This window comes from Azospirillum sp. A26 (genome assembly GCF_042604635.1).
Lineage (GTDB): Bacteria > Pseudomonadota > Alphaproteobacteria > Azospirillales > Azospirillaceae > Azospirillum > Azospirillum palustre.
Window position 1 is genome coordinate 1,425,934 of record NZ_CP170473.1, and the last position, 22,401, is coordinate 1,448,334.

Annotated in this window: 22 protein-coding genes; 13 read left to right on the forward strand and 9 right to left on the reverse strand. The window is 68.6% G+C overall.

Features of this window, described 5'->3' with window-relative positions; translation table 11 throughout:
* Window positions 1-65 precede the first annotated feature (65 nt).
* Complete coding sequence (locus ABNQ39_RS20315) at window positions 66-1,052, forward strand: ABC transporter substrate-binding protein (RefSeq protein WP_376960052.1); 987 nt, start codon at window positions 66-68, stop codon at window positions 1,050-1,052.
* 189 nt (window positions 1,053-1,241) lie between these two features.
* Window positions 1,242-2,909, forward strand: a complete 1,668-nt coding sequence (locus tag ABNQ39_RS20320; RefSeq protein WP_376960053.1) for an ABC transporter permease — start codon at window positions 1,242-1,244, stop codon at window positions 2,907-2,909.
* A gap of 19 nt (window positions 2,910-2,928) precedes the next feature.
* Here the strand turns inward: ABNQ39_RS20320 and ABNQ39_RS20325 are convergent, their stop codons facing one another.
* Complete coding sequence (locus ABNQ39_RS20325; RefSeq protein WP_376960054.1) at window positions 2,929-3,945, reverse strand: oxidoreductase; 1,017 nt, start codon at window positions 3,943-3,945, stop codon at window positions 2,929-2,931.
* 333 nt (window positions 3,946-4,278) lie between these two features.
* On the opposite strand from ABNQ39_RS20325, the gene ABNQ39_RS20330 reads away from it, so the two are divergent.
* From ABNQ39_RS20330 to ABNQ39_RS20360, 7 genes are all read left to right on the forward strand, one after another.
* A complete protein-coding gene (locus ABNQ39_RS20330) occupies window positions 4,279-5,238 on the forward strand; it encodes a carbohydrate ABC transporter permease (RefSeq protein WP_376960055.1) in 960 nt (319 codons plus the stop codon).
* Window positions 5,231-6,121 (forward strand): carbohydrate ABC transporter permease, encoded by an 891-nt coding sequence (locus ABNQ39_RS20335; protein WP_376960056.1) that lies wholly within the window; start codon window positions 5,231-5,233, stop codon window positions 6,119-6,121. Before ABNQ39_RS20330 ends, ABNQ39_RS20335 begins: the two co-directional genes overlap by 8 nt.
* A 7-nt stretch (window positions 6,122-6,128) precedes the next feature.
* Window positions 6,129-7,238, forward strand: coding sequence for an ABC transporter ATP-binding protein (locus ABNQ39_RS20340; RefSeq protein WP_376960057.1), 1,110 nt, complete (start codon window positions 6,129-6,131; stop codon window positions 7,236-7,238).
* 165 nt (window positions 7,239-7,403) lie between these two features.
* Window positions 7,404-7,949 (forward strand): 2Fe-2S iron-sulfur cluster-binding protein, encoded by a 546-nt coding sequence (locus ABNQ39_RS20345; RefSeq protein WP_376960058.1) that lies wholly within the window; start codon window positions 7,404-7,406, stop codon window positions 7,947-7,949.
* Window positions 7,946-8,935, forward strand: coding sequence for an FAD binding domain-containing protein (locus tag ABNQ39_RS20350; RefSeq protein WP_376960059.1), 990 nt, complete (start codon window positions 7,946-7,948; stop codon window positions 8,933-8,935). The genes ABNQ39_RS20345 and ABNQ39_RS20350 overlap by 4 nt, the downstream gene beginning before the upstream one ends.
* The gene (locus ABNQ39_RS20355) at window positions 8,932-11,217 is read left to right on the forward strand and encodes a xanthine dehydrogenase family protein molybdopterin-binding subunit (protein ID WP_376960060.1); all 2,286 of its coding nucleotides are present in this window, start codon (window positions 8,932-8,934) and stop codon (window positions 11,215-11,217) included. Before ABNQ39_RS20350 ends, ABNQ39_RS20355 begins: the two co-directional genes overlap by 4 nt.
* 139 nt (window positions 11,218-11,356) lie before the next feature.
* The gene (locus ABNQ39_RS20360) at window positions 11,357-12,181 is read left to right on the forward strand and encodes an aldo/keto reductase (protein ID WP_376960061.1); all 825 of its coding nucleotides are present in this window, start codon (window positions 11,357-11,359) and stop codon (window positions 12,179-12,181) included.
* 164 nt (window positions 12,182-12,345) lie between these two features.
* On the opposite strand, the gene ABNQ39_RS20365 is transcribed toward ABNQ39_RS20360, so the two are convergent.
* Together ABNQ39_RS20365 and ABNQ39_RS20370 are read right to left on the reverse strand one after the other, a co-directional pair.
* Window positions 12,346-13,803 (reverse strand): ATP-binding protein, encoded by a 1,458-nt coding sequence (locus tag ABNQ39_RS20365; protein WP_376960062.1) that lies wholly within the window; start codon window positions 13,801-13,803, stop codon window positions 12,346-12,348.
* Window positions 13,793-14,542, reverse strand: a complete 750-nt coding sequence (locus ABNQ39_RS20370) for a response regulator (protein ID WP_376962643.1) — start codon at window positions 14,540-14,542, stop codon at window positions 13,793-13,795. Before ABNQ39_RS20370 ends, ABNQ39_RS20365 begins: the two co-directional genes overlap by 11 nt.
* A gap of 278 nt (window positions 14,543-14,820) precedes the next feature.
* Between ABNQ39_RS20370 and ABNQ39_RS20375 the strand changes: the two genes are divergently transcribed.
* On the forward strand, window positions 14,821-16,089 hold the full coding sequence (locus ABNQ39_RS20375) for an ABC transporter substrate-binding protein (protein WP_376960063.1): 1,269 nt from the start codon (window positions 14,821-14,823) through the stop codon (window positions 16,087-16,089).
* A gap of 111 nt (window positions 16,090-16,200) precedes the next feature.
* Here the strand turns inward: ABNQ39_RS20375 and ABNQ39_RS20380 are convergent, their stop codons facing one another.
* Window positions 16,201-17,274, reverse strand: coding sequence for an NAD(P)-dependent alcohol dehydrogenase (locus ABNQ39_RS20380; RefSeq protein ID WP_376960064.1), 1,074 nt, complete (start codon window positions 17,272-17,274; stop codon window positions 16,201-16,203).
* Window positions 17,275-17,456: 182 nt separating this feature from the next.
* A complete protein-coding gene (locus tag ABNQ39_RS20385) occupies window positions 17,457-18,491 on the reverse strand; it encodes a sensor histidine kinase (protein WP_376960065.1) in 1,035 nt (344 codons plus the stop codon).
* A gap of 209 nt (window positions 18,492-18,700) precedes the next feature.
* Between ABNQ39_RS20385 and ABNQ39_RS20390 the strand changes: the two genes are divergently transcribed.
* From ABNQ39_RS20390 to ABNQ39_RS20400, 3 genes are all read left to right on the forward strand, one after another.
* Complete coding sequence (locus tag ABNQ39_RS20390; protein WP_376960066.1) at window positions 18,701-19,876, forward strand: PQQ-dependent sugar dehydrogenase; 1,176 nt, start codon at window positions 18,701-18,703, stop codon at window positions 19,874-19,876.
* A gap of 44 nt (window positions 19,877-19,920) precedes the next feature.
* Window positions 19,921-20,415: a GNAT family N-acetyltransferase gene (locus tag ABNQ39_RS20395; protein ID WP_376960067.1), complete on the forward strand. Its 495-nt coding sequence runs from the start codon at window positions 19,921-19,923 to the stop codon at window positions 20,413-20,415.
* Window positions 20,416-20,885: 470 nt separating this feature from the next.
* Window positions 20,886-21,260 (forward strand): ArsR/SmtB family transcription factor, encoded by a 375-nt coding sequence (locus ABNQ39_RS20400; RefSeq protein WP_376960068.1) that lies wholly within the window; start codon window positions 20,886-20,888, stop codon window positions 21,258-21,260.
* A gap of 255 nt (window positions 21,261-21,515) precedes the next feature.
* Here ABNQ39_RS20400 and ABNQ39_RS20405 read toward each other — a convergent pair whose 3' ends face one another.
* From ABNQ39_RS20405 to ABNQ39_RS20420, 4 genes are read right to left on the reverse strand one after another with little or no spacing between them, the layout of a single operon-like run.
* The gene (locus ABNQ39_RS20405; protein ID WP_376960069.1) at window positions 21,516-21,725 is read right to left on the reverse strand and encodes a hypothetical protein; all 210 of its coding nucleotides are present in this window, start codon (window positions 21,723-21,725) and stop codon (window positions 21,516-21,518) included.
* Window positions 21,722-21,967: a hypothetical protein gene (locus tag ABNQ39_RS20410; RefSeq protein ID WP_376960070.1), complete on the reverse strand. Its 246-nt coding sequence runs from the start codon at window positions 21,965-21,967 to the stop codon at window positions 21,722-21,724. The genes ABNQ39_RS20405 and ABNQ39_RS20410 overlap by 4 nt, the downstream gene beginning before the upstream one ends.
* Before the next feature lie 11 nt (window positions 21,968-21,978).
* Complete coding sequence (locus ABNQ39_RS20415) at window positions 21,979-22,191, reverse strand: hypothetical protein (protein ID WP_376960071.1); 213 nt, start codon at window positions 22,189-22,191, stop codon at window positions 21,979-21,981.
* A complete protein-coding gene (locus ABNQ39_RS20420) occupies window positions 22,188-22,388 on the reverse strand; it encodes a hypothetical protein (RefSeq protein WP_376960072.1) in 201 nt (66 codons plus the stop codon). The genes ABNQ39_RS20415 and ABNQ39_RS20420 overlap by 4 nt, the downstream gene beginning before the upstream one ends.
* Window positions 22,389-22,401: the final 13 nt, after the last annotated feature.

Below are 22,401 nucleotides of genomic sequence, written 5' to 3' on the forward strand. Positions count from 1 at the left end.
ATTGTCACGCGCCTGTCATCGGTATCGCGTAAGACAAGGCTCCCGATCCAACGGAGACGACAGAGATGAAGGCGTTCCTCGCCACCCTTGCCACGGTCCTGACGCTGGCGCTCGGTCATGGCGCCCTGGCTGAAAGTGCCACCGGCAAGCTGGTGCTCTACACCTCGCAGTTGGAGCCGGACGCCCGCCAGACGGTGGAGGCCTTCAAGGCGAAGAACCCCGGCGTCGAGGTGGAGTGGATCCGCAACGGCACCACCGAGCTGATGAACAAGCTGCGTGCCGAGTTCACCGCCGGGGCGCCGCAGCCGGACCTGCTGCTGATCGCCGACGCGGTGACGATGGAATCGCTGAAGGCGGAAAAGCGGCTGCAACCCTACCAGGGCGCTCCGGTCGCCGGCTTCCGCCCCGGCACGCACGATGCGCAGGGCTATTGGTTCGGCACCAAGCTGATCACCACCGGCATCGTCTACAACACCGCAGCAGCGATGAAGCCGACCTCCTGGCAGGATCTGCTGAAGCCGGAGGCCAAGGGCACCACGGTGATGCCGAGCCCGCTCTATTCCGGCGCCGCCGCCATCCACATGGCGTCGATCAAGGCGCAGCCGGCGCTGGGCGTGGCCTATTACGAGGCGTTGCAGCGCAATGCCGTCACCGCGGCCAAGGGCAACGGCGGCATCCTGAAGGACGTGGCCGGCGGGGCGAAGCTCTACGGCATGATCGTCGATTACCTGCCGATCCGCGAGCATCTGAAGGGCGCGCCCGTCGCCTTCGTCTTCCCCAAGGAGGGCGTCAGCGCGGTCAGCGAGCCGGTGGCGATCCTCAGCACCGCGAAGAATCCGGCGGCGGCAAAGGCCTTCATCGACTTTCTGCTGAGCCGCGAGGGGCAGGAGCTTGCCTCGGCCCAGGGCTTCCTGCCGGCGCTGCCGGGGGTGAACCCGCCGCCGGGCTTCCCCGATCCGGCCGGCATCACGCTGCTGCCCTACGACCCCGCCAAGGCGCTGGCCGAGGACGAGGCCAACAAGCGCGCCTTCGCCGACCTGTTCGGCGGGTGAGGATGTGGCTTGCGAAAACGGGTGGTCCCCTCTCCCCCCCGGGGAGAGGGTTAGGGTGAGGGGGATGCGTTGCGAGGAGCTTCAAGAACCGCGTACCCCGACCCGTCTGTGAAAATCCACGCCGTGCATCCCCCTCACCCCGACCCTCTCCCCGGGGGGGAGAGGGGGATTGCCCCGGGTGGTCGAAGAGTGGGGAAAGGCGCTTTCCACACCTTCCCCGGCTGGCCGCTGCTCGTCGGGCTGCTGGTGCTGCTGCCGGTGCTGCGCCTGCTGTGGGAAGCCGGCGACGCTGCGGTGCTGGGGCGCGCGCTGAACTCGCCCATGACATGGCGGGCCACGACCAACAGCATCGCCATCGCCGCCGGTGCCACGCTGGCCGCGGCGATGATCGGCGGGCCGTTCGCGCTGCTGATCGGGCTGACCAACCTGCGCGCCCGCACGGCGATGAGCTTCGCCCTGATCCTGCCGCTGATGATCCCGCCGCAGATCGTGGCGATGGCCTGGACCCATCTCGCCGGCTCCGGCAGCCCGATCCTGAAGCCGCTGGGGCTGGCTCCCCCGGTCGGCACGGCGAACCCGGTGCAGTCGTCCGCCGGCATGATGCTGGTGATGGGGATCGAGCATGCGCCGCTGGTCTTCCTCGCCCTGCGCGCGGCGCTGCGCGCCATCCCCGGCGACGTGCTGGAGGCGGCGCGGGCCTCCGGGGCCGGGCCGTGGCGGGCGGTGCGCAGCGTGGTGCTGCCGCTCTGCCTGCCGGGGCTGGTCGCCGGGCTCGCCATGGCCTTCGTCGCGGCGTTGGGGAATTTCGGGGTGCCGGCGTTGCTCGGCGTGCCGGCCGGCATTCCGATGCTGCCAACGCTGATCTACCGGCGGCTGGCCGGCTTCGGGCCGTCGTCCCTGCCGGAGGTGGCGGTGCTGGCAGCGCTGATCGGCCTCGTCGCCTGCCTGGGCATCGCGCTCCAGACCATCCTCCAGGCACGCATCGCCAGCCGACTGCCCGGCGGCGCCCGGCCGCTGGCCGAGCTGCCGCTCGGGGCGGCGCGCGCGCCGGTGGAGTTGCTCGCGTGGGGCGTGCTGGCTCTGCTCGTCGCCGCGCCGCTGACGGCGCTGCTGGCGACCAGCCTCGTCAGCGTCTATGGCCTGCCCATCGGCCTCAATACGCTGACGCTGGCCCATTACCGCGAGGTGCTGGCGCTCGATCAGGTCGGACGGGCCTTCGCCAATTCGCTGCTGCTGTCGGGATCGGCGGCGGCGCTGCTGGCATTGCTGGCGGTGCCGCTGGCCCATGCCATGGCGCTGTCCGGCGGCAGCGGGCGGATCGCGCGGGCGGTCGGCGTGCTGGTGGAACTGCCGCATGCCGTGCCGGGGGTGGTTCTGGGCATCGGCTGCATCCTGCTGTTCCTGAAACCGCTGCCGGGGCTGGGCGTCAGCCTGTACGGCACGCTGTGGATCATCCTGGCGGCCTATCTGGTCCGCTTCCTGCCGCTGGCCCTGCGGCCGGTGCAGGCGGCCTGCGCCGCACTCGACCCGACGGTGGAGGAAGCCGCCCGCGCGCTCGGGGCCGGGCCCCTGCGACGGCTGGTGACGGTGGTGGCGCCGCTGGTCGCCCCGGCGGCGGCGGCCGGCGGGCTGCTGGTCTTCCTGACCGCCTTCAACGAGTTGACCGTCTCCATCCTGCTGTGGTCGCAGGGGCGCGAGACGCTGGGCGTCGTCGTCTATGCGCTGGAGGAAGGCGGCAGCCCGACGCTGGGCGCCGCGCTGGGCGTCATCGCCATCCTGGTGGTGCTGGCCGCGATGCTCGCCGCCGGCAGGTTCGGCCGCCGCCTGCCGCCGGGCGTGGTGCCCTGGCGGAGTTGAAGGGCGGAGTCAGGTGCTGTCAGGCCGGCAGTCCCGCCGCCTTGCGCACCGCCTCCAGCACGCTCAGCACGTCGCGCGCCTGTTCGGCGGTGACCGGCGGCGGAGCGCCGTCAAGGATGGCCGCCGCCACGCCACGATAGAAGGCGGGATAGTCGCCGGGAATGGTCTCCACCCGGCGCTCCGTCCCGTCGGCCCGGACCAGCAGGGCGTGATTCTCGGGATCGTCGGCGCCCCAGCCGGGCTCGGTCGGCATCCGGCCGGCGCGGAGCGCCGCCTCCTGCCCGTCGATGCCGTGCTTGAGGAAGCTGCCGCCATCGCCGTGCAACTGGAAGCGCGGCCCCGGCCGGCAGACCACCGTTCCGCAATGCAGGATCGCCCGCATCGGCCCATAGCCCAGCACGATGTGGAACCAGTCGTCGACCTCAGCGTCCGGCCGCTGGGCGCCGACATCGGCGAGGATGCGGTCGGGCAGGCCGAACAGGGTCACCGCCTGATCGATCAGGTGGGCGCCGAGGTCGAACAGCACGCCCGAGCCTGCCAGCGTCCGTTCGCGCCAGCCCTGCTTGATCTGCGGGCGGAAGCGGTCGTAATGCGCCTCGTAGTGATAGGGGCGGCCGACCTCGCCCGCCTCCAGGCAGGCGCGCAGGGTCAGGAAGTCGTTGTCCCAGCGCCGGTTGTGGAAGACGGTCAGCAGCCGCCCTCGCCGCTTGGCGAGGTCGATCAGTTCGCCGGCCTCCGCAGCCGTGGTCGCCATCGGCTTGTCGATCACCACATGCTTGCCGGCGAGCAGAGCCTCGCGGGCCAGGGGAGCGTGGCTGGTGTTGGGAGTGGCGATCACCACGAGGTCGATGCCTGGGTCGGCGATCACCGCCTCGGCCGTCGTCGCCTCCGCCCCCGGCGCGGCGCGGCGGATGTCGTCGGTGCGCGAGCTGGCGACCGCGGTCAGGCGCAGGCGCGGTTCGCTGCGGATCAGCGGCGCGTGGAACACCGACCCGGCGAGGCCGAACCCCAGCAGACCGACCGACAGGCTCTTCATCGTCTCGTGTCCTCTTCGCAAAAGACTTACCCGAGAGACCATGGCGTCCGCCCGGCCCCGGCGCAACAGCGCCCGCATCGGCATAGCATCGTCCCGGCCCGGCGGGCGGGGCTCTGTGTAACAGCCACGTAACAACACGGGCGCCGGGAAAGCGCCGCGTTACCAAATTGTCCGCCCCGCCCATCATCGGCAGCGTACAGTGACCGCCAAGCGAACGACCGTCTTGCAGCGGTCCAACAGCACCGCGTCACGGGAGGGAACCGACATGCGCGACCTGCATCCGTGTGCGAGGCCGGCCCGAAAGCCGGCCCAAAAGCCGATGAGGCTCGCACCATGACCTTGCAGACCCCATCCTACCGGCCGGCAGCCGGAAGAGAGGCCACCCCCAGCAGCGCCACCCCGCCCAAGGCGGGCGGGCTGCGCGCGCTGGCGCAGCGGCATCTGTCGAAACTGGTGGTCGCCCCGTCCTTCGCGGCGATCCTGCTGTTCGTCTACGGCTTCATCGTCTGGACGGTCTATATCAGCTTCACCAATTCGAAGATGCTGCCGTCCTACGAGCTGGTCGGCGCCGACGCCTTCTCGAAGCTGTGGCGGATCGAGCGCTGGTACGTCGCCATCGAGAATCTGCTGATCTTCGGCGGGCTGTTCATCGGCATCAGCCTGATCGTCGGCATCCTGCTGGCGGTGCTGCTCGACCAGCGCATCCGCGGCGAAGGGGCGTTGCGCACCATCTATCTCTACCCGATGGCGCTCAGCTTCATCGTCACCGGCACCGCCTGGAAATGGATCCTCAACCCCGGCATCGGCATCCAGCAGTTCGTCCGCGACCTGGGCTTTCCCGGCTTCACCTTCGACTGGATCGTCCAGCAGGACACCGCCGTCTACACGCTGGTGATCGCCGCAGTCTGGCAAAGCTCCGGCTTCGTCATGGCGCTGTTCCTGGCGGCGCTTCGCGGCGTCGATCAGGAGATCATCAAGGCCGCCTATCTCGACGGCGCCAGCCTGCCGCGTATCTATTGGGGCATCGTCCTGCCGTCGGTCCGGCCGGTGTTCATGAGCGCCTTCGTCATCCTCGCCCACCTCGCGGTCAAGAGCTACGACCTCGTGGTGGCGCTGACCGGCGGCGGTCCCGGCTATGCGTCGGACCTGCCGGCGACCTTCATGTACGAGATGACCTTCCGCCGCAACCAGATCGCCATCGGCTCGGCCAGCGCGCTGATGATGCTGGCGACCGTGGTGGCGATCATCGTGCCCTACCTCTATTCCGAACTGAAGGGAGGCAAGCGTGTCTAGCCTGACCTCCGCCCTGCCGCCGGCGCAGGGCACCGGCGCCCGCATCGCCCGCTGGGGCCTGTACCTGATCCTCCTGCTGTTCGCGGCCTATTACCTGCTGCCGCTGCTGCTGATGATCGCCACCTCCTTCAAGAGCCCGGAGGAAATCCGCACCGGGTCGCTGCTGTCGCTGCCGCGCGACTTCAGCCTGGATGCCTGGAGCTATGCCTGGAACCGCGCCTGCATCGGCGCCGACTGCCGCGGCATGGCGCCCTATTTCCTCAACTCCATCGTCATCGTCGGGCCGGCGGTGGTCATCTCCACCGTTTTCGGGGCGCTCAACGGCTATGCCCTGACCAAGTGGCGGTTCCGCGGCGCCAACGTCGTCTTCGGCATGATCCTGTTCGGCAGCTTCCTGCCGTCGCAGGTGATCCTGCTGCCGATGGCGCAGACGCTGGGCTTCCTCGGGCTGGCCGGCAGTGCCGGCGGGCTGATCCTGGTCCATGTGGTGTACGGGCTCGCCTTCACCACCCTGTTCTTCCGCAATTACTACGTCAGCATCCCCGACGATCTGGTGAAGGCCGCGACCATCGACGGCGCCGGCTTCTTCCAGATCTTCACCAAGATCATGCTGCCGCTGTCGCTGCCGATCCTGGTGGTGACGATCATCTGGCAGTTCACCCAGATCTGGAACGACTTCCTGTTCGGGGCGTCCTTCGCGGCGGGCGGCGCGCAGCCGGTGACGGTCGCGCTGAACAACCTCGTCAACACCACCACCGGCGTGAAGCAGTACAACGTCGACATGGCGGCGGCGATGATCGCCGGCCTGCCCACCCTCGTCGTCTATGTGCTCGCCGGGAAATACTTCATCCGCGGTCTGACCGCCGGCTCCGTCAAGGGGTGATCTTCCGATGGCGACTCTCAGCATCAACAACGTCCGCAAGCAGTATGGCAGCGTCGAGGTCCTGAAGGGCATCGACCTGGACCTGACGGACGGCGAATTCCTCGTCCTGCTCGGGCCCTCCGGCTGCGGGAAATCCACCCTGCTCAACATGATCGCCGGGCTGGAGACGATCAGCGCCGGGGAGATCCGCATCGACCAGCGCGTAGTCAACGAGGTCCATCCCAAGGACCGCGACATCGCCATGGTGTTCCAGTCCTACGCGCTCTACCCCAACATGACGGTGGCGCGGAACATCGGCTTCTCGCTGGAGATGCGCGGCCAGTCGAAGCCGGAACGCGAAGGCGCCGTCCGCCGCGTCGCCCGGCTGCTGCAGATCGAGCATCTGCTCGACCGCAAGCCGGCGCAGCTGTCGGGCGGCCAGCGCCAGCGCGTCGCCATGGGCCGCGCCCTGGTCCGCGACCCCAAGGTGTTCCTGTTCGACGAGCCGCTGTCCAACCTGGACGCCAAGCTGCGCGTCGACATGCGCACCGAGATCAAGAAGCTGCACCAGCGGCTCGGCACCACCGTGGTCTACGTCACCCACGACCAGATCGAGGCGATGACGCTGGCCAGCCGCATCGCCATCATGAAGGAGGGCGTCGTCCAGCAGTTCGCCCCGCCGCAGGAGGTCTATGAGCGGCCGGCCAACATGTATGTGGCGAGCTTCATCGGCTCCCCGACCATGAACTTCGTGCGCGGCACACTGTCGGCCGAGGGCGACCGGCTGGGCGTCAGCATCGGGCGCGAGCGTAGCGGCTTCCTGCCTCTGTTCCAGGCGCCGGAGCAGGCCGGCCACTGGCTGGGCCAGGAGGTGATCCTGGGCATCCGTCCGGAGGCCATCACCTGCTACGACCCGGCGATTGCCGCCGGCAACCCGGCGCTGGTGAAGGTCGCCTGCGGCATCAATGTGCTGGAGCCGACCGGCGCCGACACCATCACCTATGTCGAGCTGAACGGCCATGAGGTGGTCGCCCGCATCAAGCCGAGCGACCGGGTGGCGGAGGGCGAGACCGCCGACTTCATGATCGACATGGCACGGGCGAACCTGTTCGACCCGAAGACCGAACAGCGGATTTGAATGGTGATAATCCCCTCTCCCGAGGCAGGAGAGGGCTTTTTTACCAAGCCCGCGTGATTTCCAGCGTCGTTGACGGTTGACAGGCCGGCTCGATCCGTCCGCAAGGCGGGGGCCGGCCGTGGTCTGCCGTCGGGCAGGACCCGTTCCGACATGGGGAATGCGCTGATGAACTTCACCATCAATGGGCAAAGCGTCGAGGTCGAGGCGGACATCCGCAGCTCGCTGCTCGACCTCCTCCGCAACAGTCTGGGTTTCACCGGCACCAAGAAGGGATGCGACCAGGGCGCCTGCGGCGCCTGCACCGTGCTGGTCGACGGCGAACGCATCAATTCCTGCCTCGCGCTGGCGGTGCAGTACCAGGGCCGCAGCATCACCACCGTCGAAGGGCTGGGCAGCGACGGCGCCCTGCATCCGTTGCAGCAGGCCTTCGTCGAGCATGACGGCTTCCAGTGCGGCTATTGCACGCCCGGCCAGCTCTGTTCCGCCGTCGGCATGGCGCGCGAGATCGAGCGGAACATCCCGAGCGTCGTCACCGCCGACCTGTCGGCGGGCAGCGTCGCCATCGACGAGACCGAATTGCGCGAACGCATGAGCGGCAACCTCTGCCGCTGCGGCGCCTACAACGGCATCATCGAGGCCATCTCCGAAACGCTGGTCAAGACCCCGGCCTCCCAGACACAGGCCAAAACGCAGGAGGGGGCACGGGCATGAACCCCTTCACCTACGAACGGACCACGGACGCAGCGGCCGCCATCGGGCTGGCCAAGGGCAACGCCGCGGCGCGCTATCTCGGCGGCGGCACCAATCTGGTCGACCTGATGCGCGAGACGGTCGAGCGGCCGGAGATGCTGGTCGACGTCACCGGCCTGCCGAGCGGGATCGAGCCGCGCGCCGACGGCGGCCTGCTGATCGGGGCGGCGGCGACCAACACCGCGCTGGCCGCCGATGGCCATGTCCGCACGCAGTATCCGCTGCTGGCCCGCGCGATCCTCGCCGGGGCCAGCGCCCAGATCCGCAACATGGCGACGGTCGGCGGCAACATCCTGCAACGCACCCGCTGCCGCTATTTCTACGACAACGCCGCGGCCTGCAACAAACGCCAGCCGGGGGCCGGCTGCGACGCGCGCGACGGCTTCAACCGCTACCACGCCATCCTCGGCGCCTCGCCGGCCTGCGTCGCCACCCATCCGTCCGACATGTGCGTCGCGCTGGCAGCCCTCGACGCGACGGTGCATCTGGACGGGCCGGCGGGAGCGCGCAGCATCCCACTTCTCGATTTGCACCGGCTGCCCGGCGACCGGCCGGACATCGAGACGGAGCTGAAGCCGGGCGAGCTGATCGTCGCGGTCGAACTGCCGCCCCTGCCCTTCGCCCGCCGTTCGACCTACCGCAAGGTGCGCGACCGCGCCAGCTATGCCTTCGCGCTGGTGTCGGTCGCCGCCGCCCTCGACCTCGCCGAGGACGGGACGGTGCGCGACGTGCGGCTGGCGCTCGGCGGCGTCGCCCACAAGCCGTGGCGGGCCGCGGCGGCCGAAGCGGCACTGAAGGGCCGGCCGGCCAACCCGGAGAGCTTCCGCGCCGCTGCGGAGGCGGAACTCGCCGCCGCGACCGGGCTTCGCGACAACGCCTTCAAGATCGAGCTGGCGAAACGGACCATCGTCGCCGTCCTCGGCGACCTGACAGGAGACGAGGCATGAGCGCGCACTCCGACGCCGCCGCTTCCCGGCCCGGCCGCTGGCAGCCGGCGGTCACGCAGGATCCTCTGCTCCAGAAACACGGCGCGCTGGGCCAGCCGGTTTCGCGCATCGAAGGGCCGCTGAAGGTCCAGGGCAAGGCGCGGTTCGCCGCCGAGTTCCCCTATGAGGGGCTTTGCTACGCCGCACTCGCCTTCAGCACCATCGCGCGCGGGCGGATCACGGCGCTCGACACCGCGGCGGCCGAGGCGGCGCCCGGCGTCGTGCTGGTGATGACCCACCGCAACGCGCCGCGGATGAAGGCGCCGTCGCTGATGATGTCGTCGCCGACCGCCGCCGGGGCGAGCGACCTGCCGGTCATGCAGACCGACGAGATCCACTGGAACGGCCAGCCCATCGCCGTCGTCCTCGCCGAGACGCAAGAGCAGGCCGACCATGCCGCCTCGCTGGTGACGGCCGACTATGCGCCGCTGCAGGCGGTGACCTCGTTCGACGAGGCCAGGAAAACGCCGCGCCAGTTGGACAATATCCTGGGCCAGCCGCCGGTGGTCGAGATCGGCGATGCCGAGGCCGCGCTGAAGGGGGCGGCGGTGCAGGTGGACCAGATTTACCGGACGCCGCGGCACAACCACAACGCCATCGAACTGCATGCGGCGACCGTCGCCTGGACCGGCGACGAGCTGCGCGTGCATGACGCCAGCCAGTTGCTCGACCTGACCGCCGGGCAGCTGGCCGACATCTTCGGGCTGGAGGCGGACAAGGTCCGCGTCTCCTCCCCCTATGTCGGCGGCGGCTTCGGCGGCAAATGCCTGTGGGACCACCAGATCCTCGCCTGTGCCGCCGCGAAGCTCGCCGGCCGGCCGGTGCGCATCATGCTGTCGCGCGAGGGGGTGTTTCGCATCGTCGGCGGCCGGACGCTGACGGAGCAGCGGGTGGCGCTGGGCGCCAGCGCCGACGGCAGGCTCGACGCGCTGATCCACACCGGCATCGCGGCGATGACCGCGCACAACTCCTGCCCCGAACAGTTCACCTTCCCGGCCCGCCACCTCTATGCCGCCAAGTCCGTCCGGCTGACCCAGGAGGTCGCCGACATGGACATGCTGGCGAACACCTTCATGCGGGCGCCCGGCGAATCCGTCGGCACCTTCGCGCTGGAATGCGCCATCGACGAACTGGCCGAAAAGCTCGGCCTCGACCCCATCGAGCTGCGCCGGCGCATCGAGCCGGATAAGGATGCGACCAGCGGCAAGCCCTTCTCCGCCCGCCACCTGATCGACGCCTATGACAAGGGAGCGGAACGGTTCGGCTGGGAGCGCCGCAGCCCGACGCCGCGCCAGCAACGGGACGGCGAGTGGCTGATCGGCATGGGATGCGCCACCGCGACCTACCCCTACCACCGCTTCCCCGGCGGCGCGGCGCGCATCAGGCTGACGGCCGGCGGTCAGGTCACCGTCTCGACCGCGGTGCATGACATGGGGATGGGCACGGCGACGGCGCAGGTCCAGCACATCGCCGCCCGGCTCGGCCTTCCGCTTGCCCAGGTCAGTTTCGAATATGGCGACACGACCCTGCCGCGCGGGGTGATCGCCGGCGGTTCGACCCAGACCGCCTCCATCGGCGGCGCCGTCATCGCCGCGACGGAGGTCTTCGTCGAGGAGCTGCTGAAGCTCGCCGGCAACGATTCGCCGCTGGCCGGCCTGTCGCTGCCCGATGTGGAGACTCGGGACGGCGGCATCGGCCACCGCGACGACGCCGCGCGCTTCGAAAGCTATGAGTCGATCCTGCGCCGGTCGGGGCGCGGCGAGCTGGTCTGCGAGGCCGAAGCCCCGCCGCCGGCGGAGATGGAAGCCTTCTCGATGCATTCCTACGGCGCACAGTTCTGCGAGGTCCGGGTCAGCGAAGTGACCGGCGAGGTCCGCGTCTCGCGCTTCCTCGGCTCCTTCGACGCCGGCCGCATCCTGAACGCCAAGACGGCGACCAGCCAGTTCAAGGGCGGCATCATCATGGGGATCGGGCTGGCGCTGACCGAGGAGACCAACTTCGACCCGCGCACCGGCCGCATCGTCAACGCCTCGCTGGCCGACTATCACGTGCCGGTGCAGATGGACGTTCCCGCCATCGAGATCCTCTACACCGACATCCCCGACCCGCAGACCCCGATGGGTGCCCGCGGCATCGGCGAGATCGGCATCACCGGCGTCGGCGCCGCCGTCGCCAACGCCGTCTGCAACGCCACCGGCAAGCGCATCCGCGACCTGCCGATCACGCTCGACAAGCTGATGTGACGCTTCGTCGGGTTCGATTTGGGAATTCAGTTCACAGGTGATTGGGCGGGAGAGGCGGTTTGCGGACGGCCTCTCCCGCCCTATGTCTCCATCCGAGAAACGAGAAGGCGCCATTGCGCCGATCAGGAGAGAGAACAGGATGCAGACCGTGAAGGCGAATGGCGCCGAGATCCCCGCGCTGGGCTTCGGCGTTTTCCGCATGTCGGACGAGGAGGTCGAGCGGGTGGTGCCGGCGGCGCTCGAAGCCGGTTTCCGCCATTTCGACACCGCGCAGATCTACCGCAACGAGGCCGCCCTCGGCCGTGCCCTGCAAGCGGCCGGTGCGCGCCGCGACGAGCTGTTCCTGACCACCAAGGTCTGGGTCGACAAATACAGCCCCGAGCTGTTCGCCGCGTCGGTTGATGAAAGCCTGGAGAAACTGAAGGTCGACCGGGTCGATCTGCTGCTGCTGCACTGGCCGGCCGATCAGGTCGCCATCGCCGAGCAGATCGAGATGCTGAACGCGGTGCAGGCCGCCGGCAAGACCCGCTTCGTCGGCGTCAGCAACCAGAACATCGCCCAGCTGCGGGAATCGGTCGAGCGCAGCCAGGCCCCCATCGTCACCAACCAGATCGAGGTCCACCCCTATCTCGACCAGAGCGCGATGGCGGCGGCGGCCCGGGAGCTGGGCGTGGCGATCACCGCCTATTACGCCATGGCCGACGGCAAGGTGCCGCGCGATCCGGAGTTGCAGCGAATCGGCGCCAAGCATGGCAAGACCGCGGCCCAGGTGACGCTGCGCTGGCTGATCCAGCTGGGCCACGTCGTGCTGTCGAAGACCGCCAAGCCGGAACGGGTGCCGGAGAATTTCGCGCTGTTCGACTTCACGCTGGACGACGGCGACATGGCCGCGATTGGGAAGCTAGCGCGGCCGGATGGGCGGATCGTCAGCCCGGCGGGACTGGCGCCGGCTTGGGACAAGTGAGTTGGGGGTGGCCGGCGCGTAGTCCCCTCTCCCCCCGGGGAGAGGGTTAGGGTGAGGGGGTCGCGTGGCGGCCCCATCCCAAGAATCCACCCTATGCATCCCCCTCACCCCGACCCTCTCCCCGGGGGGAGAGGGGGATTATCCCGGATCGCCGAACCATCCCCTCACAACATCCGCGGCAACGTCACCCGAACCCGCAGCCCGCCGCTGGCGCGGTTGCTCAGCTCGATGCGGCCCTGGTGGGCCTCGACGATGGACTTCACGATGGACAGGCCGAGCCCGCTGCCGCCGGTCTTGCGGTTGCGGGAGCCCTCCAGCCGGACGAAGGGCTTGAAGACGTTGGCGATCTCCGCCTCCGGAATGCCCGGTCCCTCGTCGCAGACATCGACGACGATCTCGACGGCGTCAGCATCGACGGAGACGGTGGCGCACTCGCCGTACTTGATGGCGTTGTCGATCAGGTTGGCGAAGGCGCGGCGCAGGCTGGACGGCCGGCCGGCGAGGCGGAGCTGGCGGGCCTGCTCGAAACGGTCGCTGCGTTCCATGCCGCCGAAGATGGTGCGGACAGCGGCGAACTGGAGCGGCGGCGGCTCGTGGTAGGTCACCGGCGAGCCGGTGTCGGCATAGTCGTCGCACAGGCTCTGCAACAGGCTGGCGAAGGCGACCACCTCGACCTCCTCGCGCAGCACGTCGTCGCCGAGGAACTCCAGCGTCGCGGTGACCATCGCCGCCATCTCGTCGATGTCGGCCATCATCTTGGCGCGCAGCGCATCGTCATCGACATATTCGGCGCGCAGCCGCAGCCGCGTCGCCGGGGTGCGCAGATCGTGGCTGATCGCCGCCAGCAGATGGGTGCGCCCCTCCATCAGGTCGCGCAGCGCGTTGCGCGCCTGGTTGAAGGCGCGGGCAAGCGAGGCGACCTCCTCCGGCCCGTCCTCCGGCAGGGGGCGGGGATGCAGGCGGTCGTGCGGGCGGGTGGCCTGCTCGGCCAGCGATTCCAGCGGGCGGACCAGCCGGCCGGGCAGCCAGAGCAGCAGCCCCAACGCCAGACCGAAAGCCGCCAGACCGGCAAGCACCATCTCGAACGGCGTGGTCCGTGGCCGCCAGAAGCGCGGGCTGGCAAACTCCAGCCAGCCGCCGCCGGCAAGCTGGACATAGACGCGGGCGTCGCGCAGCTGCGCCGCCGTGTCCTCCGCCACCAGGGAGAGGGATTCCGCCAGCGTCTGGGCGCGGGCGGAATGGACGGACAGCAGGGCGCGCTGGACGGCGACGAACACCGGGCGCGGCGCATCGGCCACCCCCTCCATCACCCAGCCGGCGGGCACGGTCGGCGTGCCGGGACCCTGCCAGGACACCGACAGGTCGGGCAGCCCGCTCAACGCCAGTGCCGGCCCGGCGGCGATGCCGTCGAGAACCGCGCGGTCGGCCGCCTCCACCGCCGCCGCCATCGCCGGCCCCAGCCGGTGGGCGGTCAACAGCTCCCGCGCGCGGTCGTCGACCAGCTGCATGCCGACCAGCGCCCCGCCATGGGTCAGCACCAGCAGCGCCACCATCGCCGCCAGGATGCGGTGGCGCAGCCGGGCGGCGCGCAGGTGAGCCGGCAGCAGGTGCTCAAGCGCCACGGCTCAATCCGGAAGAGGCGGCTTCGCCCTGGTCCACCACCGCTGCGGTGAACTGATAGCCGATGCCGCGCACCGTCTTGATCAGCCCGGAACCGCCCGGCGCCTCCTCCAGCTTGCGGCGCAGGCGGCTGATCTGGATGTCGATGCTGCGGTCGAAGGGGATCGAGGTGTCGCCGCGGTGCTTTTCCAGCAGTTCGGTGCGCTCCACCACCTGGGGCGCGCGCTCCAGCAGCGTGCCGAGCAGGGCGTACTCGCCCTGGCTGAGATGGACGACCACCCGGTCCGGCGTGCGCAGCTCCCGCCGCCCCTGGTCGAGCGACCAGCCGGCGAAGCCCAGCACGCGCGGCCGTTCGCGCACCGGCTCCGGCCCGCCGCAGCGGCGCAGGATGGCGCGGATGCGGGCCAGCAGTTCACGCGCGCTGAAGGGCTTGACCAGATAATCGTCGGCGCCGACCTCCAGCCCGACGATGCGGTCGACCTCGCTGCCCATGGCGGTCAGCATGATGACCGGGGTTTCGGACTTGGCACGCAGCGAGCGGCACAGGCTGGTCCCGTCCTCCCCCGGCAGCATGACGTCGAGCACAATGAGATCGACCGGCCATTGCGCCAGCACCCGCGCCATCTCGCGCCCGTCGCCGGCGGTGGAGACGCGGAAGCCGCTCTTCACCAGGAAATCATGCAGCATGTCCCGGATCTCGGGATCGTCGTCCACGACCAGGAGATGGCGCGCGCGCTCCATGGCGTCCCTTCCCTTTTCCATTCCCAGCCCCGCGGAGGGCGGCTTTCTTGTTGGTTGGGCCCAAGTGTAGCCTCCCCCGCCGGTCTGGGTACAGTGCGGCGCGCGGGCCGCTTTGTAACGGTTGCGTAACAGCGGCGCGGCCGTGATAAGGCGTTGTTACCAAATAATCCGGGCGCCGAATTGCACGCGGGATAGAGTTCCTCCAGCGGCCGGACGGTGGACAGCCGGGGCCAACTCGAAGATCGAACGAAGATAGGGAACAGGGGGAAATGTCCAAAATGCCGTCTCTCAGCAAATCCATCCTCGGCATGACCGCGCTCGCCACCATCATGGCAGGCGCCCTCATGGCCGCCCCCGCCCAGGCCGAGCCGACGGTGGAGGTTCTGCATTACTGGACGTCCGGCGGCGAATCGAAGGCGGCGGGCGCGCTGCGCCAGGATTTCGAGGCGGCGGGCGGCAAGTGGATCGACGCGCCGGTGGCCGGCGGCGGCGGCGACGCGGCCAGCACCGTGCTGCGCTCCCGCGTGCTGGCCGGCGACCCGCCGAACGCCGTGCAGCTGAAGGGGCCGAACATCAAGGACTGGGCGGCGCAGGGCAAGCTGGCGACGCTGGATGAGGTCGCCAAGGCGGAGAACTGGGACGCCATCCTGCCGCCGCAGATCCGCGACGTGGTGACCTACAAGGGCCATTACTACGCCGTTCCGGTGAACATCCACCGCGTCAACTGGATGTGGGTCAACCCGAAGGTCATGGAGAAGGCCGGCGTCGTCATCCCGAAGACCTGGGACGAGTTCAACGCCGCCGCCGACAAGCTGAAGGCCGCCGGCATCATCCCGCTGGCCCATGGCGGCCAGCCCTGGCAGGAAGGCGCGCTGTTCGAGGATGTCGTCCTCGGTCTCGGCGGTCCCGATTTCTACCGCAAGGCGCTGGTGGAGCTGGACGCCAAGTCGCTGACCAGCGACACGATGGTCAAGGTGTTCGACCAGATGCGCAAGCTGCGCGGCTATGTCGATGACGGCTTCCCCGGCCGCGAATGGAACCTCGCCGCCGGGCTGCTGATGAACGGTCAGGCCGCAATGCAGATCATGGGCGACTGGGAAAAGGGCGAGCTGACCGCCGCCGGCAAGGTGGCGGGCAAGGATTTCGTCTGCGCCCATGTGCCGGGCCAGTTCGGCTACATCGTCAATTCCGACAGCTTCGTCATGTTCAGCTCGGCCAACGCCGACCGCGCCGCCGGCCAGAAGCTGCTGGCCAAGCTGATCCTGGGCAAGAAGTTCCAGGAGACCTTCAACGTGCTGAAGGGCTCGATCCCCGCCCGCCAGGACATGGCGCGCGACAGCTTCGACGAATGCGCCGTCAAGTCGATGGACGATTTGAAGACCGCCATCGATACCAACAGCGCCGTGCCCTCGATGGCCCACGAGATGGCGGTGCCCGGTGCCGTCCGCGGCGCTTTCCTGGACGTGGTGACCGCCCACTTCAACTCCACCATGACCTCGCAGGAGGCGGTGAAGCGTCTGGCCGAAGCCGTCGATCTGGCGAAGTAAGCCTCTGCTTTCCTTGTTTGTCCTCTCTCCTCTGGTGTTGCGTGTGACCTTGAAAAGCCCCTCTCCCGCATGGGAGGGGGGCTTCTTTTCATGTGCGCGTCGGGGCAGGACTCAGGGCGTGATCGCCACCTTCAGCACGCCGTCGCGCTGGTGGCCGAACAGATCGTAGGCCTCCTCGATCCGCTCCAGCGGGAAGCGGTGGGTGACCAGCGGCTTGAGGTCGACGCGGCCGGAGGCGACGACGCCCATCAGCCGGCGCATCCGCTCCTTGCCGCCGGGGCAGAGCGAGGTGACGATGGTGTGGTCGCCGAGACCGGCGGCGAAGGGTCCCAGCGGCAGGCGCAAATCGCTGGAATAGACGCCGAGGCTGGACAGCGTACCGCCCGGCCGCAGCACGCGCAGCGCCGCCTCGAAGGTCGCCTGGGTGCCCAGCGCCTCGATGGCAACATCGACGCCGCGGCCGTCGGTCAGCCGCATGATTTCCTCGACAGGATCGGCTTGGCGGAAATCCACCGCATGGTCGGCCCCCATCCGCCGCGCCATCTCCAGCCGCACCGGCACGGTGTCGACGGCGATGATGGTGGTGGCACCCTTCAGCCTGGCGCCCGCGGTGGCGCACAGGCCGATGGGGCCTTGCGCGAAGACCGCGACTGTGTCGCCGATGCGGATGTTGCCGCGCTCCGCCCCGGCGAAGCCGGTGGACATGATGTCGGGGCACATCAGCACCTCCTCGTCCGTCAGCCCGTCGGGCACGGGAGCGAGGTTGACCATCGCGTCCGGGACCAGCAGATATTCGGCCTGGGAGCCGTCGATGCTGTTGCCGAAGCGCCAGCCGCCCAGCGGCTTCCAGCCATGCCGGGTGCCGGCGCCGTCCTGGGAATGGCAGCCGCACAGGCAGGCGTTGCTGTGGCCGCTGGGGGTGATGGCCCCGGCGATCACCCGCTGTCCTTCGCGGTAGCCGGTGACGGCGGAGCCCAGCTTCTCGATGATGCCGACCGGCTCATGGCCGATGGTCAGGCCGCGGGCAACCGGATATTCGCCCTTAAGGATGTGGATGTCGGTGCCGCAGATCGTCGTCGTCGTGATGCGGATCAGCGCGTCGAGCGGCCCGACGTCGGGGATCGGTTTGTCGTCCAGCACGATGCGGCCCGGTTCGACGAACACCGCTGCTTTCATCATGACCATGGCGTCCTCCCAGTTATGGTGGCTGCCGGTCGGGGGGCTGTTTGGCGTGACTTTGGCAAACGGCCCGTGGCCGGCGCTGTGCTTCACGCCGGCCAGTCTGGCACGATTGGGGAGGAACCGCGTTGATGCAGATTAAACGGCCGCCGAAAATCGCCCTCCCTCACGCCGGTGCGGCCCGTTTTTCAGGAAACGGTGGGGCCGTCGCCGGGCAGTACCGCCCCTTGGCAGCAGGAAAAGCGCAGGGTCGCCTTCACGCCGCGCTCCGGCCGCGGTTCGATGTCGAGGCTGCCGCGCAGTTGCAGGGCAAGCTGCTGGATGATCCGGCCGCCCAGCCCGGTCCCCTGCGGCCGGTCGGACAGGATGCCGACCCCGTCGTCGCAGACGCACAGCACGCACCCGGTCGCCTCCCTGCGGAAGCTCAGCTCGATGCGGCCGGCCCGGCCGTCGGGGAAGGCGTATTTCAGCGCGTTGGTGACCAGCTCGTTGGCGATGGTGCCGACCGCCACCGCGACCCCCATGTCGAGATCGGCATCGTCCACCTCGGCGCTGATCGCCACCGGCTGCACCCCGACGACGCCGAGCTGGATGTCCTCGACCAGACTTTCCAGGAAATCCTTCGAACTGACGATGTTGACGCCCTCAACCCGGCGCAGCCGGACATAGACGCGGGCCAGCACGCCGATCCGCTCGATGGTGCCGCTGACGATGTCCTGCCCCGCCCCCGCCTTGTGGGCGGCTAGCGTCAGCTGGGCGCAGATCTGTTGCAGGTCGTTGCGGATCCGGTGATGGATCTCGTGCAGCATCAGATCCTTTTCCACATTGGCGGCGGCCAGCCGGTCCGAATACTCGCGCAGCCGCTCGTTCGCCCGGCGCAGGGCATGGGCGCCGCCGGCAATGCCGAAACCAAGGGCCATATAGATGAGGAAGGCCAGACGGTCGCCCGGCTCGGCGACCCACAGCATCCCCTCCGGCTTCATGAAGAGCCAGGCCGAACACAGACCCGACAGCGCCACCGCCAAATAGCCCGACCCGCGGTCGAACAGCAGGGCGACGAGGAAGATGGTCGGGATGAAGAGCAGGAACGGGTATTTGAACAGCAGCGGATCGAGCGCATAGCGCACCAGCGCCGTCAGCCCGACCAGCAGCAGCGTGATCCCGTACTGTGCCCAAGCGGCGCGTGGGAGGCTGGACGACAGCCGGCGAAAAAAGTCTTCCATACCCCGTGCCCTGCTCCGAACGACGCAACGGAACGGTAACAGCCGACATGTGAAATCGGATGACCCGGGTATGCACACAATCATGTGACGAATTGCGTCCAAGCTCCGGCCGGCCATACCGGCGGGGGAGTCTTTCGGGGGAGCCGGCCTTGGCCGCCGGCCCCGCACCCCCATCTGCAAGGCCAATCCCGAAAAACCGGAGGATCGTGATGCGCAGCACCCTGACCCTGTCGGCCACCGCCCCGATTGCCGCTCTCATTGCCGCCCTCGCCATCCCGCTCGCCCCGGCGCAGGCACAACAGGCGGGCAATACGCAGACGGTGAAGACCGTCCGCACCAGCGCCGGGCCGGTATCGGTCAGCCGCGTCGCCAACGGACTGGAGCGGCCTTGGGGCATCGATTTCCTCCCCGACGGCCGGGCGCTGATAACGGAAAAGCCGGGGCGGCTGCGCATCATGGCGCGCGACGGCTCGCTCTCCTCCCCGTTGGCCGGCACGCCCAAGGTCTTCAACCAGGGCCAGGGCGGGTTGATGGACGTGGCCGTCGATCCCGACTTCGCCCGCAACCGGACGATCTACCTCGCCTATGCCGAGCCGGGGGATGGCAGCGGAGGTGGGAGCACGGCGGGGACGGCGCTCGCGCGCGGCACGCTGGGCGACCGCGGCATCGAGGATTTCAAGGTCATCTTCCGCCAGACGCCCAAGGTGGACGGCGGCAACCATTTCGGCACCCGCATCGCCTTCGCGCCCGACGGCCACATCTTCCTGACGCTGGGCGAGCGCTACAAGTTCGATCCGGCGCAGAGCCGCGACAACACGCTGGGCAAGGTGGTCCGGCTGAACCGCGACGGCTCGGCTCCGAAGGACAATCCGTTCGCCGGTGAGGGGGCGGCGGCCGGCGCCGTCTGGTCCTACGGCCATCGCAACATCGAGGCGGCGGCCATCGACCCGCGCAGCGGAGCGCTGTGGATCGCCGAGATGGGTCCGATGGGCGGCGACGAGTTGAACCGGCCGGAAGCCGGGAAGAATTACGGCTGGCCGCTGGTCAGCTGGGGCAAGCATTACGACGGCCGCGACATTCCCGACCCGCCGACCCGCAAGGAGTTCACCGACGCGGCGATCCACTGGACGCCGGTGATCTCGCCGTCGGGCATGGCCTTCTACACCGGCGGGCTGTTCCGCGACTGGCAGGGCAGCGCCCTGATCGGCGGCCTCAGCGCCAAGGGGCTGGTGCGCGTCGCCATCGATGGCACAGGGGCGAGGGAGGTCGAGCGCATTCCGCTCGACGCGCGCATCCGCGATGTGGCACAGGGTCCCGACGACGCCCTCTATGTCATCACCGATGCCGCGGACGGCGCGGTCTTGCGGCTGGCGCCGGCGAAATGACCGCCTGAAGAACGGGCCGAAAGATGGGCCAGGAAATGGGACAGATGAGGATCAGGGATTACCGGCCGTCGGACGCCCCCGTCCTAGTGCAGCTTTACGCCCGCTCCGTCCGCGGCATCGGCCCGCGCTTCTACAGCGCCGAGCAGGTGGAGGCCTGGGCTGCCCGGGCGCCGACGGTGGAGCGGGTGCGGGAAGCCTATGGCGACGGCCGCGTCGCCCTGGTCGCGGTGGACGGCGACGACCGGCCGGTGGCCTTCAGCGACGTCGAGACCGACGGCCACATCAACTTCCTCTATTGCGCCCCGGAAGCCGCCGGCCGCGGCGTGATGTCGGCGCTGGTCGACGTGCTGGAGGCGCGTGCCCTGGCGCTCGGCCACCCCCGCCTGCATGTGGAGGCGAGCGAGGCCGCCCGCCCCTTCCTGCTGCGCCGCGGCTTCACCCTGCTGGCCCGCCGGGAGCTTAAAATCGGCGATGTGCCGATCCACAATTACGCCATGGAGAAGTGGCTGGTCCCGGCGGCGCGCCTCAATCGGGCGTGAGGGCCGGGGCGCCACAGAGCGGTCGCCGCGACGCAATCACGGGCGGTGCCATCGGCGGTACCGACAAAATTTTTACGCGAACCGTGGTCTCGGCGGGAGAAACGAGGGAACAGATCGGCAAGTCACTCCGTTCATTCAGCAGCATCGAAGAGCAGCGCTCTTGCAGCCTGACCATCTGAATATGGAGGAAACGCATGCCTATCCTGCTTTGGCTTCTGGGCGTTCCCGGAATTATCGTGATCCTGCTGTGGATGACGGGCATCATCGGCTTCTGATCTCCCGATTGCACGGGTTCGTTCCACCAAGGCCTCCGCCGGCTTCGCCGCGGAGGCCTTTGGTTTTTCCGGCCTCCCCGCATCGGGCGGCGAGCAACGGCAGGTCATTTCGACATTCATGGAAATATCGTTGACAGCTGAGGCGCGGGCTGTCATTTCGATATTTGTCGAATCATCAAATCTAGGAGTGTCGGCGTGGAAAAGAAGGATGTCCTGGCCGGACTGGCGGCGCTAGCACAGGAAACGCGGTTGGACATCTTCCGCCTGCTGGTGGAGGCCGGGCCAGAGGGCCGCTCCGCCGGATCGATTGCGGAAGCGCTGGCGGTCGCCCCAGCCACCCTGTCCTTCCACCTGTCGGCACTGACCAATGCCGGGCTGATCCTGCAGCGGCGGGAGAGCCGGTCGCTGATCTACTCCGCCGATTTCGAGCGGATGACCGGCATCGTCGGCTTCCTGTCGGAGAATTGCTGCGGCCGGTCGGCCAATGCCGGCGCCTGCATCCCGGTCTGCGCGCCGACGCCGGAAGCGGCCAACGGCGAGACGACCGCAAGCCCGCGCTGCGGCTGCTGAGACCCGAGACAGGAGCGAAGAATGGCCGAGAACCGCGTCTACAACGTGCTGTTCCTGTGCACGCACAACAGCGCCCGGACTGGAACCGTTGGAAATCCTAGGCCGTGTTCCGCAACCGTTGCCGATAAACGCACCCAATGTCGCCTGATGCTGTGACATGTCGCAGTTATTGCTTTGACGCAGATGCAACAAGGCCGCCCAAGTGAGCGGCCCTTTGTCGTTCTGTCGTGGTGAAGGAGTGCTAGGCGCCCTGCCCTACCGCCAGTGAGGCGATGTCATGGCGCCTTCGATGGCGTCGAGAGCGATCTGCCGGTTCTTGTGCTGCGACCGCGCAATTTCGACGCAGACGGTTATCCCGGCGGCATGAGTGACCTTGACGCCGAACATGCGGGCGCATCCGACTTGCTGCCCACCTTCCTGCCGTGGCGGCCACGTCTCTATGGTGATGTCGGCAGGGTCTATCATGGTGTCTTCCCTTCCGCCTCAGAGCGCAGCCCGTACAGCACCTCTGCCGCCTTCCGAAGATCGGAGACGTGAACCTCTCGCCACACGCTGCCGGGCGATGGCTCCAACCCAAGCTTGGCGAATGGCCCCAGTGCTTCCGCCATTGCGGTTTTGGCGGCCTCTGCTGTGGAGAGAGCGGCCTCAAGCTCCTTGATCTGCTTGGCGTATGGGGCGATGAGCTTCAGTTTCTCGATGTCGGTCATGGATCGTTTCCTCAGTTCGTCGGCCAGACAGTGGCGCCGGTCAGTTCGTTGACCACCTTGAGAGTGCCGGGATTGCACTTGGCATTGGCGATGGCTTCGGCATCGCTTCCCAGCACCAGAGGGTAGAAGTGGCCTTCACGGTGGAAGGTGTAGAGGGATTGGTCTGGGCCACAGCCCATCATGCGGGCGGTGATCTGGCGGGCTTTCTCTTGGGCGGTCATCATGCAGCTTCCTTTTCACCGAGCGAGCACCCGGTGTTTTCGTTGGTGATGACGTTGCTGCTGTGCTTGCCCCACGTCAGGCTAGCCAGCATTGGCGGCAACTGGATGCCGCACCGCCCTCCCGTTCCAGGGGAGCGCCACCTGTCTTCCGCGGCGACCGGCTTATAGAAGCGGCAGTCTCGGCAAATCACGTCGGTCATGGATCGTGTCCTC

Bases quoted from the DNA above. Each gene is read 5' to 3' on its own strand.
- ABNQ39_RS20315 (WP_376960052.1), top strand. From the start codon at position 66: ATGAAGGCGTTCCTCGCCACCCTTGCCACGGTCCTGACGCTGGCGCTC.
- ABNQ39_RS20325 (WP_376960054.1), bottom strand. From the start codon at position 3,945: ATGAAGAGCCTGTCGGTCGGTCTGCTGGGGTTCGGCCTCGCCGGGTCG.
- ABNQ39_RS20330 (WP_376960055.1), top strand. From the start codon at position 4,279: ATGACCTTGCAGACCCCATCCTACCGGCCGGCAGCCGGAAGAGAGGCC.
- ABNQ39_RS20340 (WP_376960057.1), top strand. From the start codon at position 6,129: ATGGCGACTCTCAGCATCAACAACGTCCGCAAGCAGTATGGCAGCGTC.
- ABNQ39_RS20345 (WP_376960058.1), top strand. From the start codon at position 7,404: ATGAACTTCACCATCAATGGGCAAAGCGTCGAGGTCGAGGCGGACATC.
- ABNQ39_RS20350 (WP_376960059.1), top strand. From the start codon at position 7,946: ATGAACCCCTTCACCTACGAACGGACCACGGACGCAGCGGCCGCCATC.
- ABNQ39_RS20355 (WP_376960060.1), top strand. From the start codon at position 8,932: ATGAGCGCGCACTCCGACGCCGCCGCTTCCCGGCCCGGCCGCTGGCAG.
- ABNQ39_RS20360 (WP_376960061.1), top strand. From the start codon at position 11,357: ATGCAGACCGTGAAGGCGAATGGCGCCGAGATCCCCGCGCTGGGCTTC.
- ABNQ39_RS20370 (WP_376962643.1), bottom strand. From the start codon at position 14,542: ATGGAGCGCGCGCGCCATCTCCTGGTCGTGGACGACGATCCCGAGATC.
- ABNQ39_RS20375 (WP_376960063.1), top strand. From the start codon at position 14,821: ATGCCGTCTCTCAGCAAATCCATCCTCGGCATGACCGCGCTCGCCACC.
- ABNQ39_RS20380 (WP_376960064.1), bottom strand. From the start codon at position 17,274: ATGGTCATGATGAAAGCAGCGGTGTTCGTCGAACCGGGCCGCATCGTG.
- ABNQ39_RS20385 (WP_376960065.1), bottom strand. From the start codon at position 18,491: ATGGAAGACTTTTTTCGCCGGCTGTCGTCCAGCCTCCCACGCGCCGCT.
- ABNQ39_RS20390 (WP_376960066.1), top strand. From the start codon at position 18,701: ATGCGCAGCACCCTGACCCTGTCGGCCACCGCCCCGATTGCCGCTCTC.
- ABNQ39_RS20395 (WP_376960067.1), top strand. From the start codon at position 19,921: ATGAGGATCAGGGATTACCGGCCGTCGGACGCCCCCGTCCTAGTGCAG.
- ABNQ39_RS20405 (WP_376960069.1), bottom strand. From the start codon at position 21,725: ATGATAGACCCTGCCGACATCACCATAGAGACGTGGCCGCCACGGCAG.
- ABNQ39_RS20410 (WP_376960070.1), bottom strand. From the start codon at position 21,967: ATGACCGACATCGAGAAACTGAAGCTCATCGCCCCATACGCCAAGCAG.
- ABNQ39_RS20415 (WP_376960071.1), bottom strand. From the start codon at position 22,191: ATGATGACCGCCCAAGAGAAAGCCCGCCAGATCACCGCCCGCATGATG.
- ABNQ39_RS20420 (WP_376960072.1), bottom strand. From the start codon at position 22,388: ATGACCGACGTGATTTGCCGAGACTGCCGCTTCTATAAGCCGGTCGCC.